The sequence below is a fragment of the Streptomyces colwelliae genome (genome assembly GCF_048158785.1).
In the GTDB taxonomy this organism is placed as follows: Bacteria; Actinomycetota; Actinomycetes; order Streptomycetales; family Streptomycetaceae; genus Streptomyces.
In genome coordinates, this window is sequence record NZ_JBLTJC010000079.1 from 14,034 (window position 1) to 34,033 (window position 20,000).

Genomic DNA, 20,000 nt, shown 5'->3' on the forward strand with positions numbered 1-20,000 from the left:
AAGGCTCCGTGACGGGTTCGTCTTCTGAGGCTTCTAAAGGAATGACATGTCGAGCAGTTCCGCAGATCAGACCCTGGCTGTCCGGGTCGTCGACAGCATGGAGCGGATGAGCGGGAGGCATCCCGGATACCGCCGGTCCAGTGCCCGGGGGGCCGGATTCCGGGCCACCTTCACGCCCAGCGGGGCCGCGGCCGCCCTGACCACGGCCGCTCACTTGCAGACGCGGCCGGTTCCGGCGACCGTGCGGTTCTCGAACTCCGAGGGAAATCCGCACACCGCCGACACCGCCCCGGTCACCCGCGGCATGGCCGTCCGCTTCCACCTGCACGACGGCGGTGACACCGACCTCGTCGCCCTCACCGTCCCCCGATTCGTCGCCTCGACGCCGAGGGAGTTCCTGGAGTTGACCGAGGCACTGCGCCCCGAACCCGTGACCCGTCAGCCCGACCCGGCCCGGGTGCACGCGTTCGTCGGTGCCCATCCCCATCTGGCGGAAGCCGTGGCGCAGCAGCCGCTCATACCTGGCAGTTACGCGTCCGCCGCCTACTGGGCCATCCATGCCTTCATCTGGGTCGACGCGGACGGCGGCAGGCGGCCCGTGCGGTACCGCTGGGAACCGGAGGCCGGACGCACCACCCTGACCGCCGACGAAGCGGCCACCCGCACCGCCCACTACCTGACCGACGAACTGCACCAACGCCTGGAACAGGCACCGGTGGCGTTCGACCTGCGCATCCAACTCGCCGAACCCGACGACCCCACCCACGACCCCAGCACCGTCTGGCCCGACCACCGCGAGGAGTTCACCGCCGGGCGACTGGAGATCACCGCACCCGCCGACGACCAGGACCCCTGGAACACGCAGGCCTTCAACCCCACCCGTGTCACCACCGGCATCCAGCTCTCCGACGACCCCGTCCTCGCCTTCCGGGCCCACGCCTACGCCGAGTCCCACCTCCGGCGCAGCCGCAACCGATGAGTGAACCTTCCTGACGCGCACACCGTTTGACGTTTGGCCAGCCCAACGCCCCCGCATCTGACGCCTGTTGGCCGAGCGGCTCGACGAGTGCTTCGGGGGCCCGATGAATGGATGGACTTGAACAGCAAGCAGACCAAGAGAACTCCGGGCCGGCAGGGCCTGTTGCGCGGCGCCACGGTGGCGTGTTGCGCGATGGCCCTCTCCACCGCGGGGGCGACAGCGGCGAGCGCCTCGATACCCACCGCGCGCACCACCGTGAACTACGTGGCGCTGGGCGACTCCTACGCCTCCGGCCCCGGCATCCCGACCCAGGTCGACGCCACGTGCGCGCGCTCCGACCAGAACTACCCGTCCCTCCTCGCGGCGGCGAGGAACTGGCAGTTGACCGACGTGAGTTGCTCGGGCGCGACCACGACGGCCCTGGCCGGAACCCAGGGTGCGCGGCCGCCGCAGCTGGACGCACTCGGCGCCGACACGGACGTGGTCACCCTCACCATCGGCGGCAACGACATCGGCTTCTCCGGCAACCTGGCCACCTGCGCCGGACTGACGTCCAAGGACCCGGCGGGCAACCCGTGCCAGACCTTCTTCACGAGCGATGGCACGGACCGGCTGGCGCAGCGCGTCGACGACACCGCTCCCAAGATCGCCGCCGCGCTGGACGCCGTACGGCAGCGGGCTCCGCACGCCAAGGTCCTGGTGGTCGGCTATCCCGACCTGTTCCCGGACGACGGGGTCGGCTGCACCAGTTCGGCCGTACCGCTCGCCGCCGGTGACTTCGCCTATCTGCGGGACACCGAGAAGAAGCTCAACGCGATGATCGCGGACCAGGCGTCGGCCAACGGCGCGCGCTACGTCGACACCTACACCCCGACGGTCGGACACGACATGTGCAAGCCGGCCGGCGAGCGCTGGATCGAACCCCTGGTCGCGGCGGCTCCGGCCGCACCCGCGCACCCCAACGCCCAGGGCCAGCAGGCCATGGCCGCCACGGTGGAGCGCGCCGCCCGCTGCGCCGGTCCAGGAAACACGCCTCGGCCATGACCGGTTCCTGCGGCCTGCCCGATCGGGCCGCAGGAGCGGGCTGAAAGGCCCCGTCGGGGGTACTCGGCTTTCTGCGGCACCCAAGGGGTGCCGCTCCCCGAGGGAAAGAGAAACCCGTGTACATAGGTCTGGGTACCGTCGTCGTCATCATTGTCATCGTCGCTGTCGTCATGATGCTGCGCCGCGGCTGACCCGTGCCCCTCGTACGGCACGGGCAGCACGGCCAGCCATAACCACAGCCCGCCCTGGATCCCCTTCTCCGGATCCCCGGGCGGGCATGGTCACGATCGCCGCCGGTGCAGATTCCGCTTCGCCCGGCCCACTAGACTCCGTCGAGTGGTGACGGCGGTTGACGGGTACGAGTTCGGGCTGCTGGGGCCACTGAGTGGCCGCCATGGCGTGCGTGTGCTGGATCTCGGCAGCCCATTGCAACGCGCGGTCCTGGTCCGGCTGCTGCTCGGCGACGGACGCCAGTGCGGCCTCGACCACCTCATCGACGCGCTGTGGGAAGAACCGCCCGGCAACGCGGCGCGCTCGGTGCAGACGTACGTCTACCGCATCCGCCTCTCCCTGGGTGAGGAACGTTCCCGACTGGAAACCACGCAGGGCGGATACCAGCTCGGCATCCCGGAACAGGCCGTCGACGCCCTGCGCTTCGAACGGCTCGTCCGCGACGGCGAGGAACTGCGGGCCGCACGGCAGATTGCCCCCGCCCTGCGCGCGTTCGACGCCGCGCTGGCCCTGTGGTCGGGGGAGCCGCTGTCGGGCGTACCCGGCCCCTACGCCCGCCGACACCGCGGACGGTTCGTCGATCTACGGCTCAACGCCCAGGTGGCGCAGCTGAGTTGCGCCGACGAACTGGGCGAGCACGCCCGCGTCGCGACGGAACTGATCTCCCTGATCGCCGACCATCCGCTCCGCGAGGACCTGTACGCGCTGCGCATGCGCGCGCTGTACCACGCCGGGCGGGCGGCGGAGGCCCTGGCGGTCTACGCCGCGGCCCGCGAGACCATGGTGGCCGAGCTGGGCATGGATCCGGGGCCGGAGCTGCGTGAGTTGCAGACCCGCATCCTCAGCGGCGCAGAGCCCGACACCGTCGAGCCGGGTATCGGGGGACAACTCGCCGCTGCCGCACCGTCGTTCGGTGCCACTGCCTCGATCAGTCCTACGACGTCCGCTGGCGCCCTCGGTGCCCCCGGTGACATCGCTACGCGGTCGGGCGGCCAGGGGCAGGGAGAGGGGCAGCCCATCGACTCGGGCGCCGGTCCTGAAGCCGACCGGTCGGCGATCACGCGGGTCGAGGAGGTCTCCGTCCGGGTCCGCCCGCAGCAACTGCCTCCGGCGCCGGGCGACTTCGTAGGGCGGGAGCGGTTGTGGGAGCGGCTTCGGCTCGCGTTGCGGCCCAGCGGGGAAGCGGTCGCGCTCGCGGTGCTCAGCGGTATCGGCGGTGTGGGGAAGACTGCGCTCGCGCTGCGCGTCGCCCACGGCATCCGGGGCGACTATCCGGACGGGCAGCTCTATGTGGACCTGCGGGGTGACGGCGGTCAACCCGCCGACCCCGCCGATGTGTTGGTCGACTTCCTCCTCGCGCTCGGCATGCCCGCCGCCGACATCCCGGCGACGCCCACCGCCCGCGCCGGGGCCTATCGCACCCTGACCGCCGACCGCCGGATTCTGGTGCTCCTGGACAACGCGTCCGACACCGCCCAGGTGACCCCGCTGCTCCCGGGCACACCCGGCAACGCCGCGCTGATCACGACCCGGCACCGGTCGCTCGTACCGCCGGGCGCGACGCGTTTCGAGGTACCGGTGCCCGATCAGCGGGAGGCGGTGGCCATGCTGGGCCGGTTCACCGGCGACGCCGAGATCGCGGCCGCTCCGGAACTCGCGCTGGAACTGGTGCACGCGTGCGGGCAGTTGCCGTTGGCGCTGCGCATCATCGGTGCCCGTACGGCGGCTCGTCCCGGACGCGGGCTCGGCGCGCAGTTGGAGCGCCTGCGCGCCGAGGAGCGCCGGCTCGACGAACTGCGGGCCGGTGACCTGTCGGTGGAGGCCACCTTCCAGGTCGGATACCGGGCTCTCGCCGCCGACCGGGCCCGGGCGATGCGCCGGTGCGCACTGCTCGACGCCGCCGACTTCCCGGTCGCGGTCGCGGCGGTCCTGCTCGACCAGCCGGAACCGGAGACCGAGGAGCAGCTCGAGCACCTGGTGGAGGCCGGTCTGCTCGAACCGCACTCGGCGGACCGCTACCGATTCCACGATCTGGTACGGGCGTTCGCCGCGCGCCGTGCCGATCGCGAGGATCCCGTCGCGGACCGCGAGGCGGCGCTGGTGCGGCTGACGATGTTCCTCCAGGCCACCCTGTTCCAGGCGATGAGCGCGACCGAGGAGGCCGGCTCGCTCAGTACCCATCTCTTCTCCGTGCCGCTGACCGGACTGCGGTTCGCCGACGCCGAGGAGGCCCGTACCTGGCTGCTGGCCGAGCACACGCTCCTGGTCTCGGTGTTCTCCCGGGTGCTGCGGGACGTCCCGGACGCCGTGAGGATCGTCGTCGCCGCGCTGTCGGTGATCGCGTCGAGCGGGCTGTTCGCCGGACCCGCGCATCAGCGGGAACTGGAACGCGTCACGGACCACGCGGTCGTCGCGGCCGACCTGGGCGACGACCTGGCGCCGCGGGCGCAGACCCGGCACATCCGGGCCTGGCTCTCCTTCATCCGCGGCGATCTGACGGCGGCGGAAACCGATCTGCGCGAGGCGATCCGGCGTGCGCGCGCCGTCGACGAGCGGGTGACGCTCTTCATGTCCGCCCGGCTCCTGTCGGTCGTCCTGGCGGACCGGGGGCGGACCGCGGAGGCCGTCGGGTTCTTCGGCGAGTCGGAGGCCGTCGCCGGCGCGGAGGACGATCCGAACAGCCCGGCCTACTTCCTCCAGGAGGTGGCCCGCCTGTTCACGGCACTGAGCTCGGACCGGGCCGAGGTGGACATCGCCGCGGCCCAGCATGTGTACGAGGTGAGCGACCGCCTGCGACGGGAAGCCGCGCGGCGCTGAGCCTGTTCGGCCGGGGAGTCGGCCGCGCTTTCACGCGCCGTCGACCGGATGTCGATCGGTGTCCGGAACGGTGATCCGAGAACGGGTCGCAGCCGTAGGGAATCCGTACGTCCTTCCGCTGCCTCGGCATCTCCTCGAACACGAACAGGTGACAGACATGCTCAAGATCGGTCTGGGCTCTCCCCAGTACGGATTGTTCACCGACCCCTCAACCATCTCCGCGTTCGCCACCGCGGTCGAAGCGATCGGCTTCGACAGCCTGTGGGTGGGCGACCGCGCCCTGGTACCGACGCAACCCCGTGACCAGTACCCCGGCGGTGGCCCCGTACCGGAGGAGTACCGCACCTTCCTGGACCCCATCGCCACGCTGTCCTTCCTGGCCCACGCCACCCGACGGCTGCGCCTGGGGACCAGCACACTGAACGCGCCCTTCTACTCCCCGCTGCTGCTGGCCCGTTCACTGACGTCCGTCGACATCCTCAGCGGGGGGCGGCTCGACATCGGGTTCGGGCTCGGCTGGTCGTCCGACGAGTACGAGGCCATCGGTGTGCCGTGGCGGGGGCGCGGGGCCCGGCTGGAAGAGATCCTGGACGTCCTCGAACACGTCTGGTCCGGTTCGTCCGCCGAGCACAAGGGCGCCCTGTGGACGATCCCGAGCGCGCACATCGAGACGCTCCCCGTACAGCGCCCCCGCCCGCCGGTGCTCCTGGGCGGTTTCACTCCGGCCACCCTGGAACGCATCGGCCGTCGCGCCGACGGCTGGGCCGGAGTGGCGCTTCCGGTGCCTCAACTGGCCTACGTCATCAGCCAGATCCGCCAGTTCGCGGAGGCCAACGGACGTGACCCCGACGCCCTGCGCACCGTGGTCCGGGTGAACCCCGTGGTGACGGCCGAGGCCGCACCGGGCGACGCCGTACCGCACCGGGGAACGGTCGTACAGGTCTCGGACTACCTGCTCGCCGCGCATGCGGCCGGGGCCGACGAGGTCCTCATCGACCTGCAACAGACCGCGCGGAGCGCGGAAGAGCTGACGGACCTCGCACACCGTTTCCACGACCAGCTGAGCAAGGGCTAGGGAGCACCGTGTCCGACATAGTCACCGCGAAGCCGGATGTCCACGACATGGTGGTGGTGCACCGCACATTCCGTCAGTCATGCGCGGAACTGCCGGAGTTGGTGCGCGGACTGCGGCCCGGCGACACCGCGCGGGCCCAACTGGTCGTCGACGCCGTGCGGTTCATGCTCATGGGGCTGGAAGCCCACCACGTCAGCGAGGACGAATTCCTCTGGCCCCGGCTCGCGGCACGGGCGGCGGTGCGGGCCGACGCGGTCACGCGCATGGAGGAACAGCACCACCGCCTGGAAGAGCTGGTCACAGAGGTGAGCGGGGCACTGGACGGGCTGGCCGCCGATCCCCGGCCGCCCGTCTGTGAGCAGGTGGCGGCTCAACTCACCGAATTGGGCTCGGCGTTGAACGCGCACATGGACGAGGAGGAGACCACCATCCTGCCGTTGGCCGCCGAATGTCTGAGCGTCGCCGAATGGGAGGAACTCGGCGAGATCAGCCTGGCGAAGCTGGAGAAGAAGCACCTGCTGCGCGCCTTCAGCGCGTTGATGGCGGTAGCGACTCCGGAAGAGCAGCGGGCGATCCTCACCAAGGCGCCACTGCCCGCCCGCATCCTGTGGCGCCTCACAGGCCGCCGCTCGCACGCCCGTTGGGAGGCCCGCCTGCGCGGGGCGTGAGCCTACGGCGCGGTCGTGGAGGGACCCGCGCTGCGGGGCGGATCCGTCGGTGAGGTGTCCGCCGAGCTGTGGTCGGGGGAGAACCAGGCCAGCCCGATCAGCAGCGCCCCGAGGAAGATCAGCACGGCGGCGACGGTGCCCACCGTCTTCGACCGGCGTACGGCGACGCCGCGGCCTCCCGTTCGTTGCCGGCGCCGCGTTCCGTGGGCCGGAGCGGTACTGCCGCTGCCGGCGGCGGACGGGAAGGCGTACGTGGTCACGGACCCGGAGCCGGGGAGGGAGCGGGAGCCAGGGGCGGAGCGCGGGGCCGCGTTCCGCCTGGGCTCCGCCACCGGATCCCAGGCGGCCACGCGTGGTTCCGGCTCGGGGCGCGGCTCGGCTGCCGGGAGGGGCTCGGGACGCCCTCTCCAGGCACCGGAGGCGAACCAGTCGGCCACCTGGCGCGCCGTAGGACGGTCCTCGGGGCGCTTGGCGAGGAGACCGAGTAAATAGTTCTCGAAGGCGGGCGGGAGTCCGACGCCGAGCTCCCGTGGCGGCACCGGGGGCGTGTCGAGGTGGTGGTGGAGGACCGCGATGGGGCTGCCGGCGCGGAACGGCGGCTGTCCGGTGAGGAGTTGGTAGAGCACGCAGCCGAGCGAGTAGACGTCGGACGGCGGCCCGGCGGGCTGGCCCAGGGCGCGCTCGGGGGCGATGTACAGGCTGGTCCCGACGATCTGGCCGGTCGCGGTGAGCGCGCCGCTCGGGTCGTTCATGAAGTGGGCGATGCCGAAGTCGGCGATCTTCACGGACCCGTCGGCGTCGAGGAGAAGATTGCCGGGCTTGATGTCCCGGTGCACGATGCCCTGCTCGTGCGCCGCGCTGAGCCCCGCGGCCGACTGGGCGGCGATGTGGGCCACGTGCTCGGCCGGCAGTGAGCCGGCCTGGGCGAGCACGTGGGAGAGGCTGTCTCCCCCGACGAGCTCCATCACCAGGTAGAGACGGCCCTCCTGTTCACCGAAGTCGTGGACGCCGACCACATGGGGGTGGCTGAGCCGGCCCGCGGTCTGGGCCTCCAGGCGGAAGCGGGCGGTGGCGGTGGGCTCGGAGTTCTGGGAGTGCAGGAGCTTGACGGCCACCGGTCGGCCGCCCATCTCGTCGTACGCCTGCCAGACCTCGCCCATCGCGCCGCGTCCGATGGTGGTGTTCAGCCGGTACCGGCCCGCTATCAGCACCTGTTGCTTCATCCTCACGCAGTGGAACGACTCGACTGCTGCAAGCCATGTCCCTTTGAGGGAAGGGGTGTTGGTGGGGTGGCGCAGCTGTCACAGCCTACTGGCGGACCGGCGGCGGCCGACCGCCATACCGCCGAGCTGCTGCTCGGCAATTGTTCGGCCGCGACGACCTTGACAACCGCGCCCGTATGTCTGGGCGGCACTGTCCTCGGCGGCGGGCGTCCCCGGGGTCCGCTGGTAAAATGGGTGAACGCTTCGACGCTGCCGGGGTCCGTACCGAGGGGGTACGGACCCCGGTGCCGTTGCGGGCATCGGACTCAGGAAGGTTCCCCATGAACGCGAAGCCGCCGGCTGCTTCCTTCGGCGCGCTCGGGCTGCCGTCCGGGCTGGTCGAGACGTTGACCGGTCTCGGCGTGACGGAGCCGTTCCCGATCCAGGCGGCGACGCTGCCCGACGCGCTGGCCGGGCGCGATGTGCTCGGCCGGGCACGGACCGGTTCCGGCAAGACGCTGGCCTTCGGTCTTGCGCTGCTGGTGCGGATCTCGGGCCGGCGCGCGGAGTCGAAGCGGCCGCTCGCCCTGGTCCTGGTGCCGACCCGCGAGCTCGCCCAGCAGGTCAGCGACGCGCTGGAGCCGTACGCGCAGACGCTGGGGGTGCGGCTGGCGACGGTGGTCGGCGGGCTGTCGATCAACCGGCAGCAGGCGCTGCTGCGGACCGGCGTCGAGGTGGTCGTCGCGACGCCGGGGCGGCTGACCGACCTGGTGTCCCGCCGGGACTGCCTCCTGAACCACGTGCGGATCACCGTCCTGGACGAGGCGGACCAGATGTGCGACCTGGGGTTCCTGCCGCAGGTCTCGGAGATCCTGGGGCAGATCCCCGCCGACGGGCAGCGGCTGCTGTTCTCGGCCACGCTCGACCGCGACGTCGACCAGCTGGTCAAGGACCATCTCCACGACCCGGTTCACGCGTCGGTAGACCGGGCGTCGGGCTCGGTCACGACGATGGAACACCATGTGTTGAACATCCATGCCGCGGACAAGTACGCGACGGCGACCGAGATCGCCGCCCGGGACGGCCGGGTGCTGATGTTCCTCGACACCAAGGCCGCCGTCGACCAGTTCACCCGTCACCTGCGGGCCAGCGGGGTACGGGCGTCCGCCCTGCACAGCGGCAAGTCGCAGCCCCAACGCACGCACACCCTCGGCCAGTTCAAGGACGGCGAGATCACCGTCCTTGTGGCCACCAACGTCGCCGCACGGGGCATCCACATCGACGCCCTCGACCTCGTCGTCAACGTCGACCCGCCCGCCGACGCCAAGGATTACCTGCACCGGAGCGGGCGTACGGCGCGCGCCGGCGAGTCCGGGCGCGTGGTCACCCTGGTCACCCCGAACCAGCGGCGCGACGTGAACCGGATGATGTCCGACGCCGGTATCCGGCCGATCGTCACCCAGGTCCGCTCCGGCGAGGAGAAACTGACCGCCATCACCGGCGCCAAACGCCCGCCGACCGGGACGAAGACCAGCGGCGGCAACGCCCCCTTCCGCGGCATCGGCACCCGCCCGGGCCGGGCGGGCAAGGAGACCCGGAAGACCGCCGAGGCCCGCAAGGCGGCGGAGGCCCGCGCGGCGGCGAGGGTCCGCAAGAGCCGCTGATCCATGGGGAGTTCGCTCCTGCTGGACTACGACTCCTTCAGGGAAGCGTCATGTGCGGCCAGGGAAGTGTCATGTGCGGCGGCATCGCCATCCGAACCGGCACGCCCGCGGAGCGTGACGAGAGCCAGCACCGCGGAACACAGCGCGGCCGTACCGCAGACCACGAAGCCGATCGAGTAGCCGTGCCCGAGGGCGTCCAGGGCGAGCGGATGCAGGTCGGCCAGCTTCGGCGAGGCCTCCGCGGCGCCGTTCACCGCGAGGGGGCCGCCTTCTTCGAGTACGGCCGTGCCCGCGCCCTTCAGTGCCTGTGGCAGGGCGGAGTCGTGCAGCGAGTCGGAGAAGCTGCCGGCCGCGCGGCTCAGGGCGACCGCGCCGATGACGGCCGGGCCGAGGGTGAAGCCGAAGTCCCGGAGCAGGTTGGTGGTGGCGCTCGCCATGCCGGCCAGGTGCGTCGGCACGGTGTTGACGGCTGTCGCCGTGATCGAGGTGACGGTGACCGAGAAGCCCAGGCCGACCAGACCGAGCGGCACGATCAGCGAGGTGAAGGCGGTGTCGGTGATCGGCAGCGTGGCCGCCCAGTAGTCGCCCGCCGCGATCAACAGCAGCCCCGAGCCCAGCAGTAGACCCGGCGCGACCGCTCGCAGCAGCCGTTCGGTCACGGGCAGCATCGCCAGGGTGATGCCGTTGAGGAGGACGAAGGCCAGGCCCGTCCGCATCGGCGCCTGGTCCTGGACCGGGCCGAGCCGGATGCTGACGGAGTAGGCGGTGCCGAGGAAGGCGAACATGCCCACCACGGCCACGACCGAGGCCACCGCGAAGGCGCGGTTGCTGAACAGGTCGAGGCGCAGCAGCGGGGACTTGGCGTGTTTCTCGGCCAGGACGAAGGCGGCGAGGAACACGGCCGCCAGGACGAAGGCGATGACGATCGAGGGCGAGGCCCAGCCGTCCGTCGGGCCCTGGATGATGGCGTAGAGGAGGGCGAACAGGCCCAGGCCGATGGTCACCTGTCCCGCTATGTCGAGCGAACGGCCCTCGGGCGCGCTGGAGTTGACCACGAACAGGGCGCTCACCACGACGCTCGCCACGGCTACGGCGGTGACCACGACGAACGACCAGCGCCACGAGCCGTAGGTGGCGGTGACGCCGCCGAGCAGCGGGGCGATGAACCCGCCGGTGGAGAGCAGGGCCGCCCACATCGCGATGACCCGGGCGCGCTGTGCGGGCGAGGTGGTGCCGGCGGCCAGGATGGCCAGCGAGGTCGGGAACAGGGCGGCGGCGCCGAGGCCCGCGAGGGCCTGCCCGGCCCAGAGCTGGTGGACGCCGGAGGCGGTGGCGCTGACCAACTCGCCCACCGCCAGCAGCGCGGCCCCGCCGACCAGTAGCCGCTTACGGCCGAAGAGGTCGCCGAGCAGGCCGAAGGTCAGCTCCAGGACGGCGACCGGGAGCAGGAACGCGTCGGAGATCCAGGTGAGTTGGGAGCCCACCGGGTGCAGGTCGGACTGGAACAACCCGTTGAGCGTGGCCGGTATGGCCAGGCCTATCTGGGCGAGGCAGACGGCGAGGAGACCGGCGACCAGGGTGCCGGTGGTCAGACCGGGGCCGGTGGCGGACCTGGTGGAGGGTTCGGTCGTCATTGACACGGAGGGCTCCTGTGGCGCGCGGGCTTGGACGGTGGAGAGGGTGCTTCTGGATCAGCGGGTACCGGTCAGGCGGCTCGGCCGGTAGTCGGTGAAGGCGGCGCCGTCGAGGCCCAACTCGTCCGCGCCGCGCTGGAGTTGGGCGGCCGTGGCGGAGTCGCCCCAGTGCCGGGTGTCCAACCGGTGTTCCACGGCGTGCAGGCCGGCGACGACTTCGGCGGTGGTGAAGTTGCAGTGGCTCTGGCGGGACACGTAGGCCTGTCGCAGGAGTGGGGCGTCTCCGGCCGCGCGCACCCGCCCGGCGAACGCCGACTCCTGTTCCACGGGCACCAGTTGGTCGGCGGTGGTGTGGAGGTCCAGCAGCGGAACGGCCAGTCCCTGTCCGGCGGTCGAGGTGTGCTTCAGCCGGGCCACCGCGGCCGGGTCGGCGGTGATGTCCGCACCGCTGGTGAGCCGGTTCAGATCGGTGCGCAGGTCGAGCCCCGCGTCACGGTAGAGCGCCTCGACCTGCTTGGCGTGGGCGGACTCGCGCAGCAGCCCGGCGTAGTCGACGCCCTTGTTCCACGACGTGTTGCCGCCCGCGGACTGCTCCACCGACCAGCGCGCCGGGATGATGAAGCTGAGCAGGCCCTGCGCCAGCCATGCGTACTGCTGCTGCTCCTGGCCCGCGAAGTCGTCGCGCGCGGGCGGCAGTTGGCCCGGGGCCCAGTCGGCCAGATTGAGATAGGCGGCGGCCAGGGCGATCCGGGCGCGTCCGGCCGGGGTCTGCTGTGCCGTCTCCACGGCCGTCGTGAGCCGGCCGGCGAGGGCGGCGCCGTCGGCCTGGTCGTCGAGGTTCACCAGGGCGTCGGCGTCGGCGGGATCGAAGAACGTGGCCAGCGTGTACTCGGCGTCCAGTTGGTAGTTGTCCAGATCGACACCGCCCGCGACCAGGCCGCACAGGCCGAGCGCGCCGTCGACGCGGCCCGCGCCGTCCCGGGCGATCTGCGCGTTGACGAGGCCGCCCATGGACTGGCCCACCGAGATGACCCGGGTCGGTGTGCCGACCTGCCGGCGGAAGGCGGTGAGGGTGGCGAACTGATCCCGCTCGGCTGAATCGAGCGCCCACATCGAGCCGTTGGGGTCGTAGGAGGACCCGGCGAGGGCGTAACCGGCGTCCAGCAGGGCCTTGCTCACGGCGGGCGACGGGGCGTCGGCGGCGGTGGTCGGTCCGAAGCCGTGGCTGAACAGCAGCAGGGTGCCGTTCCACTGCTCGGGTGTGTCCGCGATCCAGGTGGCACCGTCGGTCAGCGTGCCGGAGTAGTGGCCCGCGGTGGTGGCCTGGGCGCCGGTCGCCGGACCGATCAGGGCAGTCGCGAGGGCGGTCGCGCAGGCGGCGGCGAGGGTCGAGAAACGGGGTCGGGACATGACGGCGGCTCCGCGAGTCGAGTGGGGACCGATAGGGGGAGCGTGCTGGGCGTGCGAGCGGGGTGAGCGCGAGCGGGGTGATCGCGAATGGGGCGAGCACGAGTTGGAAGAGCGGTGCGAATGTAGGGCTCTTTTTTCATGGCCGTCAATAGAGTGACCAATAATGAGGCGGACGAATCCGCGTGAGGGCGTGCGGGGACGCGCGAGGGCCGGGTGCGGACGGGAGGGGCTCCGCGCGCGGCGCGGATCAGTCGAGCGTCAGGGTGTCCAACAGGCGGGTGGCCGCGCGGGCCGCCGGGCGCTCCCAGCGGCTGGCCAGCCCGCGGAAGACCGTCTCCGCCTGGGCGGCCGGCCAGTCTCCGGGGAGGTGCTCGGCGGGCAGATGCGGGTCCCGTCGTACGAGATCCAACCAGTCGGTGTGCAGCAGGAGTTGGCCCGCGAGGTCGTCGCCCGAGGCTGCCGCGGGCAGCGGGTCGGTGCGGTCCCAGCGGTCCAGGAACGCCCGGTACCGTGCGCCGATGGCCGGCACGTCGAAGGCCTGCTCCAGCACCTCGCGGACGTCGGTCGGCGACTCCACCTCCGCGCGGAACACCCGCAGATACGGTTCCAGGCCGAGCCCGGCCACCATCTCGCGGACGTCGACGGGCGCCGGGGCCACCCACAGGCCGTTCTGAAGGGGGCCGAAGCCCGCCCAGATCAGGCGGGAGCGCAGATCGTGCCGTTCGCGGCTCCACGCCTCGGGAAGCGAGAAGCCCACCATCGTCCAGCGCCCGTCCCAGTCCCGGTTCACCGCGCCGGTCCGCCAGATGCGGTCCCTGCCGTCCGTCAGCACCTGGACGGCGTGCGGCGTCAGCGCGAAGTACGTCTTGCGGCCCTGGCGGCGACGCTCCAGCAGATCGCGTTTGACCATGCGGTTCAGGGTGGTCCGCACGGCCTCCTCGGTACTCCCCACCCTCCCGAGCGCGGCGATCACACTGCCCGACGACACGGCGACGGGCCGCCCCAGCACGTGAGCGCCGAAGAAGGTCAGCATCAGGGACTGGGTGCGCGGCTCGGGCCCGCTCTCGGCGGCGGGTCCGGCGGCGACGTCGACACTGGTCACGGGCACAGCGTAGGCCCGGCGCGGGCGTGCGGAGCCTCTGTTCCGTGAACTGTGTCGCGTCTGTAACGGCAATCGAATATCAGCCGAAGGTTGGGGGCGGGGAGGCAGGTACCTCGTGCGCGGGAGCCGCTGTGCCGGGAACCCGCCCCGGGGCCGCCTTGGTCCGGCGGGTGCGTTGGTCGGCGAGTACCGCAGTTCCGATCACGTGGTGGACCACTTGAGGTAGGCGGCGGTCTCGTGGAATCCCAGACTGCGGTAGAAGCCGGCCGCCCTGCGGGTCGGCACGGTCACCTCGACGTCCTTCGCGGCGCGGGCCCTTGTCTGCGCGGCGCGGATCAGCGCGGAGCCCGTACCCCGGCCGCGTACGGACGCGTCGACGGTGAGTTCCAGCAGCTCGAGGACCGTTCCGCCGGCGAAGAGGGTGGGCAGGCGCAGCGCGAGGAGGTAACCGATCACGCGCGAGTCCTGCTCGGCGACCAGGAACTCGGCTCTGCCGTCCGCGGCGGCCTCGATGATCCGGGGGAACGTGACCTCGTCGAAGACCGCGCGGTCGGGCCGGTGGCTCGTCACGAATCCGGTCAGGAGACGGTAGACGGCGGTGGCGTCCGAGGCTGTCGTGTCGCGGATGGTCACGTCGGCTCGTCCGTTCAGAAGGCGAACGCCTCCGTCAGGCGCAGGTTGTATCCGTCCTCTTCCATCAGGACGACCGTGACGCCGAACGGGGAGGGGTGGTCCAGTTCGAGGGGAGTGAAGGCGTAGTCGACCGCCGCCTGGACAGGGGGCACCAGTTCGGCGTCGGGCTGGGGAGTCGGGGCCGGCTGCCAGTGGGGTTCGATCGACGGTGAGCCCTCGGGGGTGTCGGCCAAGGTGCCCTCGGTGTACGGGAATTGGTGGAGCGTGTGGCCGTCCTTCGTGGCGTGCACCATGTTGAGACAGGGGGACGGGCCGTCGGCGGGGAGTTCGCAGGTGGTGGCCACGTCCTGGGTCTCCCAGGCGAGCACGATCTCGTCGGCGTTCGCCGCCGCGGCGATGTTGGACAGCGAGGCGATCGCCGTGAGCGCGTCCTTGCCGGACGTGACCGGGCGCAGCCAGATCAGGCCGACCAACTCGCCGCGCACCAGCGGCATGATGACCGGGCGGGGGACGGCGCCCTCGCTGAGACCCGCGACGTACGCGCTCTTCATCGACTCCGTCAGCGCGTCGAACGTACGCGTGTCCATGAACTCCCCATCCGCAGCGGCTGTGTGGCGTTCCATTCTGCCCTTGTCGCCGAGTGCGCGAGGCCGCTCCTGGGAGTGAAAGAGGCCCCGGCTGGACGGGGGAGACCAGCCGGGGCCGTACGTGGTGGCGTGCGGAGGGCGGTCGCCTCTCGGCGAGGGGCTCCATGGGGCTTCAGCCGGACGATCGTCCCCATGGGCTATAGGTGAGGCCCGGGGACACTGTCCCCTCCGCAGCCACGTACAGAAGAACGGGCAACCCGGCCCAGTTGTTCCCGCCCACGCCCCGGAGGTGACTGTGAGCTGCGGAACACCTCTGGACAACACCCGCTGCGGAACACCCCCTGCGGAACATCCCTTACGCGGGGCTTCAGTTGAGGTAGTCGGCGATCAGCGTCGCGAACTCGTCGGGGGTGGTGAGGCGGACACCGAGGGATTCGGCCTTGGCCCGCTTGGATCCCGCGTTCTCGCCGGCCACGACCAGGGTGGTCTTCTTGGAGACGCTGGAGGAGGAACGGCCACCGGCGCGCTCGACGAGTTCGTTCATCTGGTTGCGGCTGAGCTTCTCCAGGGGGCCGGTCATCGCGCCGGTGACGACCACCGTCATCCCGGACAGCGGCCCGTCGTCGGCGGTGGCCCCGGCTTCCGTGCCGTCGGCCGCGGCGTCGTCCGTCGTGGGCGCGGGCGGCGTCGCGCCCGGCTCGGTCATGTTGACCCCGGCGGCGGCGAGTTTGTCGATCAGCGGGGCCAGTTCGACGAGTTCGGCGACGATCGAGGGGGCCTTCTCCGTGCCGATGCCCTCGACCCGCTGCATCGATTCCGCGTCGGCGGCCCGGATGTCGTCCATGGTCGCGAAGAAGCGCGCGATACGACGGGACATGGAGCGGCCGGTGCCGCGCACCCCGAGCGCGCACAACACCCGTGACAGGGGCTGCCCCTTGGCCGTGTCGATCGCGGCGAGGAGGTTGTCGGTGCTGGTGTCGCCCATCCGCTCCAGCCCCAGGAGCTGCTCGCGGGTGAGGGCGAACAGGTCGGCGAGATCGGCGACCAGACCGGCGTCGACGAGCTGGACGACGCGGGTGTGACCCAGGCCCTCGATGTCGAGCTGGTCGCGGCCCGTGGCGTAGGAGAGGGCGGCGACCAGGTGGCAGTTGCGGCCCTGTTCGCAGCGCCAGCGCAGTTCGCTGGTGTCGATGCCGGAACCGCAGCGCGGGCACACCTCCGGGAACACGATCGGCTGTTCCTCGCCGGTACGCAGATGCGCCACCGGGGCCTCGATGCGGGGGATCACGTCGCCCGCGCGGTGGACCATGACATGGTCGCCCAGGCGCAGGTCGCGGCGGGTGATGTCGCCCGGGTTGTGGAGGGTGGCGTAGGTGATGGTGGCGCCGTCGATCTCGACCGGCTCCAGGACCGCGCGCGGGGCGATGATGCCGGTGCGGCCCACGTTCCACTCCACCTCCAGCAGCCGGGTGATCTTCTCCACGGCGGGCAGCTTGTAGGCGATCGCCCAGCGCGGGGCCCGCGATCCCGACCCGGCGGCCCGCTGGTCGGCGGCGAGGTCGGCCTTGATGACGATCCCGTCGATCCCGAACGGCAGTTGGGCCCGCAGCGCCGCGATCTCCTGGACCCGGGCCAGCACCTCCTCGACCGTGTCGGCGGTGATGCCGGGCACGTCGGTGGTGGCCGTGGTGTTGACCCCGTAGGCGGCGGCCTGGGTCATGAGGTCGCTGTGCGCGAGCTCGGCCAGCCGTGCCGCCAGCTCGGTCCCGGTGTCGGCGAGGGGCAGCAGGCCGTAGCCGAAGAACGTCATCGGGACCGTATAAGCGCGCTCCTTGGCACGCAGCGTGCCCGCGGAGGCGCCACGCGGGTTGGCGAACGGCTGGCCGCCGTGCGCGGTGCGGACCTCGTTGCCGTGCTCGAACTGGGCGGTGGTCATGAGGACTTCGCCCCGTACTTCCACGGTGACCGGCTCGGCCAGCTCCTGCGGCAGGCCCTCGATGGTGCCGATCGCGTGGGAGACGTCCTCCCCGGCCGTGCCGTCGCCGCGGGTGATGAGCCGGGTGAGGCGGCCGCGCGTGTACCGGGCGGCGATCGCCAGGCCGTCCAGCTTCGGCTCCACGCTGAACCGCGTGACCTCGTGGTCGATTCTTCGGGCCACCGACGCGGTCCAGGTGGTGAACTCCTCCGGCGAGAACACGTTGTCCAGGCTCAGCATCGCCACCGTGTGCGGGACATCGCCCTCGACCGCGCCGCCCGCCACCTTCCCGGTCGGGGAATCGGGCAGCACCTGATCGGGATTCTCGGCCTCCCAGGCGGCGATGCCGCGCACCAGCCGGTCGTAGGAGTCGTCGTCCAGCGCGGAGGTGCCGCCGGCGTAGTAGGCGGCCGACGCCTTCACCGCGTCCTCGACCGCCTGCGCGTAGGCGGCGGCATCCACGATCACAGCTGTAGGAGTTGTCATGACTCTCATCCTGCCTCCCACCACTGACAATGCCCCCGGGCCGAACGCGGCGCGGCCTCCCCCGTCAGTCCTCCGGCTCGGAAGCGCGTTGCAGGTCGGCGCGGCCCTCGGCGGCGCGGATGAAGCGGGTCATGCCGAACTGGTTTGTTCCGGGGGCGTCTTGAGGGGTGCCGGGTGCGGATTCGGATGAGCGGGGAGCGGTCGGCAGGACGTACGGGCGGCGGAGCACCTCGTCGAGGATGATGACCGTCTCCGTCGCGCGGACCGCGGGAATCATGGAAAGCCGGTCGGTGACCAGGCGGTGGACTGCGGTGACGTCGGCCACCCGGATCTGGATCATGGCGTCGTGCTCGCCGGTGGTGACTGCGCAGTACTCCACCTCGGGCATCTGGGCGAGCGCCGTGCGGAACTGCTTCCACAGCTCCTGGCGGACCGTGACGAAGATCAGGGCGCAGATCTCCAGACCGACCCGGTTGTGGTCGACGCGGGCGCTGAAGCCGTTGATCACGCCGTCGGCGCGGAGGGCTTCGAGGCGGGTGTAGGCGTTGGCGCGGGAGACGCCGACGCGTTCCGCGAGGGCCGCTACGGAGATGCGGCCCTGGTTGCGCAGCACGTCGAGGATCTTGAAATGCACCGAATCCAGGGCAAGACCGATGCCGATCCGTCCAGAGCGGCGCTCGCCCGGGGTCTCCGGGGTCGACAGATCTTCCATGTTCGCGCCTCTCCGTTGCATTTCGTCTCGCGCTGGTCCCGTCCGCCGAGAGTCCTGGTTAGTTTCAGCCAACCCTAACGGCGAATCGTCCAGGTCCCCTCCCGGCATCCGCCCGGTCCCGCACGGCCTTCTTCCGCTCCGCTCTGCTCTGTCTTGCCCACGGAGGCACGCATGCCCAGATTCAGTGCCGGGTCGTACCCGGTGGCACTCCCTCTCGTCGCGGTCGCGGCGCTCGCCCTGAGCGCCTGCTCCGGCGGTACGGGCGCCACCGGGTCCTCGGCCGGCAAGACCCTGGTCGTCGACACGTCGTTCAACCTGAAGACCGCCGACCCGGGCCGTGAGTTCGAGCCGACCGGGCAGATCGTGGACAAGGCGCTGTACGAGACGCTGCTGTCCTTCAAGGGCTCCGACGTCACCAAGCCGGTGCCGGGACTGGCCTCCTCGTACGAGCAGTCCGCGGACGGCAAGACGCTCACTCTGCACCTGCGCGCGGGCGCGAAGTTCGCGGACGGCAGCGCGGTCACCGCCGACGATGTCGTCTTCTCGCTGAACCGGGTGATCGCGCTCAAGGGCAACCCGTCGTTCCTGCTCGACGGCGTCACGGTCACGAAGACGGACGCCGCCACCGTCACCCTGACCTCGAAGAAGGCGAACCCGGCGCTGCCCTTCATCCTCCCCAACCCCGCGCTCGGCATCCTCAGCGCGAAGACGGTCCAGGCCCACGGCGGCTCGGCGACCTCGACGGACGGGGCGGAGAAGTACCTCAACACCGCGTCGGCGGGCTCCGGCCCGTACACGCTCACCTCGTTCAACACGAACACCCAGGTCGTCCTGACCAAGAACCCCAAGTACACCGGTTCCGACAAGCCGACCTACGACAAGATCGTCCTGCGCAACGTCCAGGCCCCCACCCAGAAGCTGAACGTCCAACGCGGCGACAGTCAGATCGCCCTCGACCTGACCTCCGACCAGGTCAGTGGGCTCGGCGGCGGGCTCAAGGTGGACAGCGGGGCGTCCTCGGACGTGATCTTCCTGCTGCTCAACCGGAACACCAAGGTCAGCAGTACGACGGCCAACGCGAAGTTCGCGGAGGCGGTGCGCAAGGGCATCGACTACAAGAGCCTGCTCTCGCTCGCCGGCACCGGGTCCGTCCAGCCCGCCGGGATCATCCCGTCGACCTTCCTCGGCGCGCTGCCCGCCTCGCAGGCCGCCGGCCGCGACCTCGCCGGTGCGAAAGCGGCCCTGAAGGCGAGCGGTATCGCCAAGCCCTCCGTGACCCTCGGCTACGCCAGCGACCTGACCGTCGACGGACTGTCCCTCCAGACCCTCGCCGAACGGGTCCAGGCCCAGCTGAAGGAGGTCGGCATCACCGTCACGCTCGCCCCCGCGCCGACCACCACCGAACTCGACAACTACCGCAACGGCAAAGAGCAGTTGGGCCTCTGGTACTGGGGCCCGGACTACCCGGACCCCAGCGACTACCTGACCTTCCTGCCCGGCGAACTCGTCGGCCTCCGCGCGGGCTGGAAGGCCGGCGCCGACCCCACCCTCACCGCGCTCGGCGACAAGGCGGCCACGACGATCGGCGACGACACCCGCAAGACCCTGTACGAGCAGATCCAGACGAAGATGAACACCGACGGCCCCTTCATCCCCGGCCGCGTGGCGTGGGGCAAGCGGTCTGCCGTGTTTTCCTCGGCAACTATATGATGACGCGTCAAGCAACCTGGGGCGAAAGGGAGTTGTGGTGACGGACGGTGGAGGTCTGCCGCAGGGGATTG

Annotated in this window: 15 protein-coding genes; 7 read left to right on the forward strand and 8 right to left on the reverse strand. The window is 71.2% G+C overall.

The genetic code is table 11. The features are described from left to right. Positions 1-46: 46 nt before the first annotated feature. From ACNFOC_RS18665 to ACNFOC_RS18685, 5 genes are all read left to right on the forward strand, one after another. Complete coding sequence (locus tag ACNFOC_RS18665; protein WP_416960219.1) at positions 47-979, forward strand: catalase family peroxidase; 933 nt, start codon at positions 47-49, stop codon at positions 977-979. Between the two features lie 111 nt (positions 980-1,090). Then, a complete protein-coding gene (locus ACNFOC_RS18670; protein WP_416960220.1) occupies positions 1,091-2,023 on the forward strand; it encodes an SGNH/GDSL hydrolase family protein in 933 nt (310 codons plus the stop codon). 336 nt (positions 2,024-2,359) lie between these two features. Beyond that, entirely contained in the window at positions 2,360-5,071 is a 2,712-nt protein-coding gene (locus ACNFOC_RS18675; RefSeq protein WP_416960221.1) for an AfsR/SARP family transcriptional regulator, read from the forward strand. A gap of 157 nt (positions 5,072-5,228) precedes the next feature. Next, a complete protein-coding gene (locus ACNFOC_RS18680; RefSeq protein WP_416960222.1) occupies positions 5,229-6,146 on the forward strand; it encodes a TIGR03619 family F420-dependent LLM class oxidoreductase in 918 nt (305 codons plus the stop codon). Positions 6,147-6,154: 8 nt separating this feature from the next. Beyond that, positions 6,155-6,814, forward strand: a complete 660-nt coding sequence (locus tag ACNFOC_RS18685) for a hemerythrin domain-containing protein (RefSeq protein ID WP_416960223.1) — start codon at positions 6,155-6,157, stop codon at positions 6,812-6,814. Between the two features lie 2 nt (positions 6,815-6,816). Here the strand turns inward: ACNFOC_RS18685 and ACNFOC_RS18690 are convergent, their stop codons facing one another. Further along, positions 6,817-8,025 carry a protein kinase domain-containing protein gene (locus ACNFOC_RS18690; protein WP_521985190.1) on the reverse strand — a complete coding sequence of 403 codons (1,209 nt, stop codon included), beginning with the start codon at positions 8,023-8,025 and terminating at the stop codon, positions 6,817-6,819. A 332-nt stretch (positions 8,026-8,357) separates the two neighbouring features. Here ACNFOC_RS18690 and ACNFOC_RS18695 point away from each other — a divergent pair, with 332 nt between their 5' ends. Continuing rightward, the gene (locus tag ACNFOC_RS18695) at positions 8,358-9,680 is read left to right on the forward strand and encodes a DEAD/DEAH box helicase (protein WP_416960225.1); all 1,323 of its coding nucleotides are present in this window, start codon (positions 8,358-8,360) and stop codon (positions 9,678-9,680) included. Positions 9,681-9,706: 26 nt separating this feature from the next. On the opposite strand, the gene ACNFOC_RS18700 is transcribed toward ACNFOC_RS18695, so the two are convergent. The 7 genes from ACNFOC_RS18700 to ACNFOC_RS18730 form a co-directional block, all read right to left on the reverse strand. Continuing rightward, positions 9,707-11,314 carry an MFS transporter gene (locus tag ACNFOC_RS18700; RefSeq protein WP_416960226.1) on the reverse strand — a complete coding sequence of 536 codons (1,608 nt, stop codon included), beginning with the start codon at positions 11,312-11,314 and terminating at the stop codon, positions 9,707-9,709. A gap of 57 nt (positions 11,315-11,371) precedes the next feature. After that, a complete protein-coding gene (locus ACNFOC_RS18705; protein ID WP_416960227.1) occupies positions 11,372-12,724 on the reverse strand; it encodes an alpha/beta hydrolase in 1,353 nt (450 codons plus the stop codon). A gap of 247 nt (positions 12,725-12,971) precedes the next feature. Beyond that, positions 12,972-13,832 (reverse strand): PaaX family transcriptional regulator, encoded by an 861-nt coding sequence (locus ACNFOC_RS18710; RefSeq protein ID WP_416960228.1) that lies wholly within the window; start codon positions 13,830-13,832, stop codon positions 12,972-12,974. Positions 13,833-14,027: 195 nt separating this feature from the next. Next, positions 14,028-14,459 carry a GNAT family N-acetyltransferase gene (locus ACNFOC_RS18715; RefSeq protein ID WP_416960229.1) on the reverse strand — a complete coding sequence of 144 codons (432 nt, stop codon included), beginning with the start codon at positions 14,457-14,459 and terminating at the stop codon, positions 14,028-14,030. Between the two features lie 14 nt (positions 14,460-14,473). Then, positions 14,474-15,046, reverse strand: coding sequence for a hypothetical protein (locus ACNFOC_RS18720; RefSeq protein ID WP_416960230.1), 573 nt, complete (start codon positions 15,044-15,046; stop codon positions 14,474-14,476). Positions 15,047-15,413: 367 nt separating this feature from the next. Next, positions 15,414-17,507, reverse strand: coding sequence for an NAD-dependent DNA ligase LigA (gene ligA / locus ACNFOC_RS18725; protein WP_416960231.1), 2,094 nt, complete (start codon positions 17,505-17,507; stop codon positions 15,414-15,416). 64 nt (positions 17,508-17,571) lie between these two features. Continuing rightward, positions 17,572-18,219, reverse strand: a complete 648-nt coding sequence (locus ACNFOC_RS18730) for an Lrp/AsnC family transcriptional regulator (protein ID WP_416960232.1) — start codon at positions 18,217-18,219, stop codon at positions 17,572-17,574. A 171-nt stretch (positions 18,220-18,390) separates the two neighbouring features. On the opposite strand from ACNFOC_RS18730, the gene ACNFOC_RS18735 reads away from it, so the two are divergent. Next, positions 18,391-19,929 carry an ABC transporter substrate-binding protein gene (locus ACNFOC_RS18735; protein WP_416960233.1) on the forward strand — a complete coding sequence of 513 codons (1,539 nt, stop codon included), beginning with the start codon at positions 18,391-18,393 and terminating at the stop codon, positions 19,927-19,929. The last annotated feature ends 71 nt before the right edge of the window (positions 19,930-20,000 follow it).

Excerpts from the sequence above, each read along its gene's own strand:
- ACNFOC_RS18665 (WP_416960219.1), top strand. The coding sequence starts at position 47 with ATGTCGAGCAGTTCCGCAGATCAGACCCTGGCTGTCCGGGTCGTCGAC.
- ACNFOC_RS18670 (WP_416960220.1), top strand. The coding sequence starts at position 1,091 with ATGGACTTGAACAGCAAGCAGACCAAGAGAACTCCGGGCCGGCAGGGC.
- ACNFOC_RS18680 (WP_416960222.1), top strand. The coding sequence starts at position 5,229 with ATGCTCAAGATCGGTCTGGGCTCTCCCCAGTACGGATTGTTCACCGAC.
- ACNFOC_RS18695 (WP_416960225.1), top strand. The coding sequence starts at position 8,358 with ATGAACGCGAAGCCGCCGGCTGCTTCCTTCGGCGCGCTCGGGCTGCCG.
- ACNFOC_RS18700 (WP_416960226.1), bottom strand. The coding sequence starts at position 11,314 with ATGACGACCGAACCCTCCACCAGGTCCGCCACCGGCCCCGGTCTGACC.
- ACNFOC_RS18705 (WP_416960227.1), bottom strand. The coding sequence starts at position 12,724 with ATGTCCCGACCCCGTTTCTCGACCCTCGCCGCCGCCTGCGCGACCGCC.
- ACNFOC_RS18720 (WP_416960230.1), bottom strand. The coding sequence starts at position 15,046 with ATGGACACGCGTACGTTCGACGCGCTGACGGAGTCGATGAAGAGCGCG.
- ligA (WP_416960231.1), bottom strand. The coding sequence starts at position 17,507 with ATGACAACTCCTACAGCTGTGATCGTGGATGCCGCCGCCTACGCGCAG.
- ACNFOC_RS18730 (WP_416960232.1), bottom strand. The coding sequence starts at position 18,219 with ATGGAAGATCTGTCGACCCCGGAGACCCCGGGCGAGCGCCGCTCTGGA.
- ACNFOC_RS18735 (WP_416960233.1), top strand. The coding sequence starts at position 18,391 with ATGCCCAGATTCAGTGCCGGGTCGTACCCGGTGGCACTCCCTCTCGTC.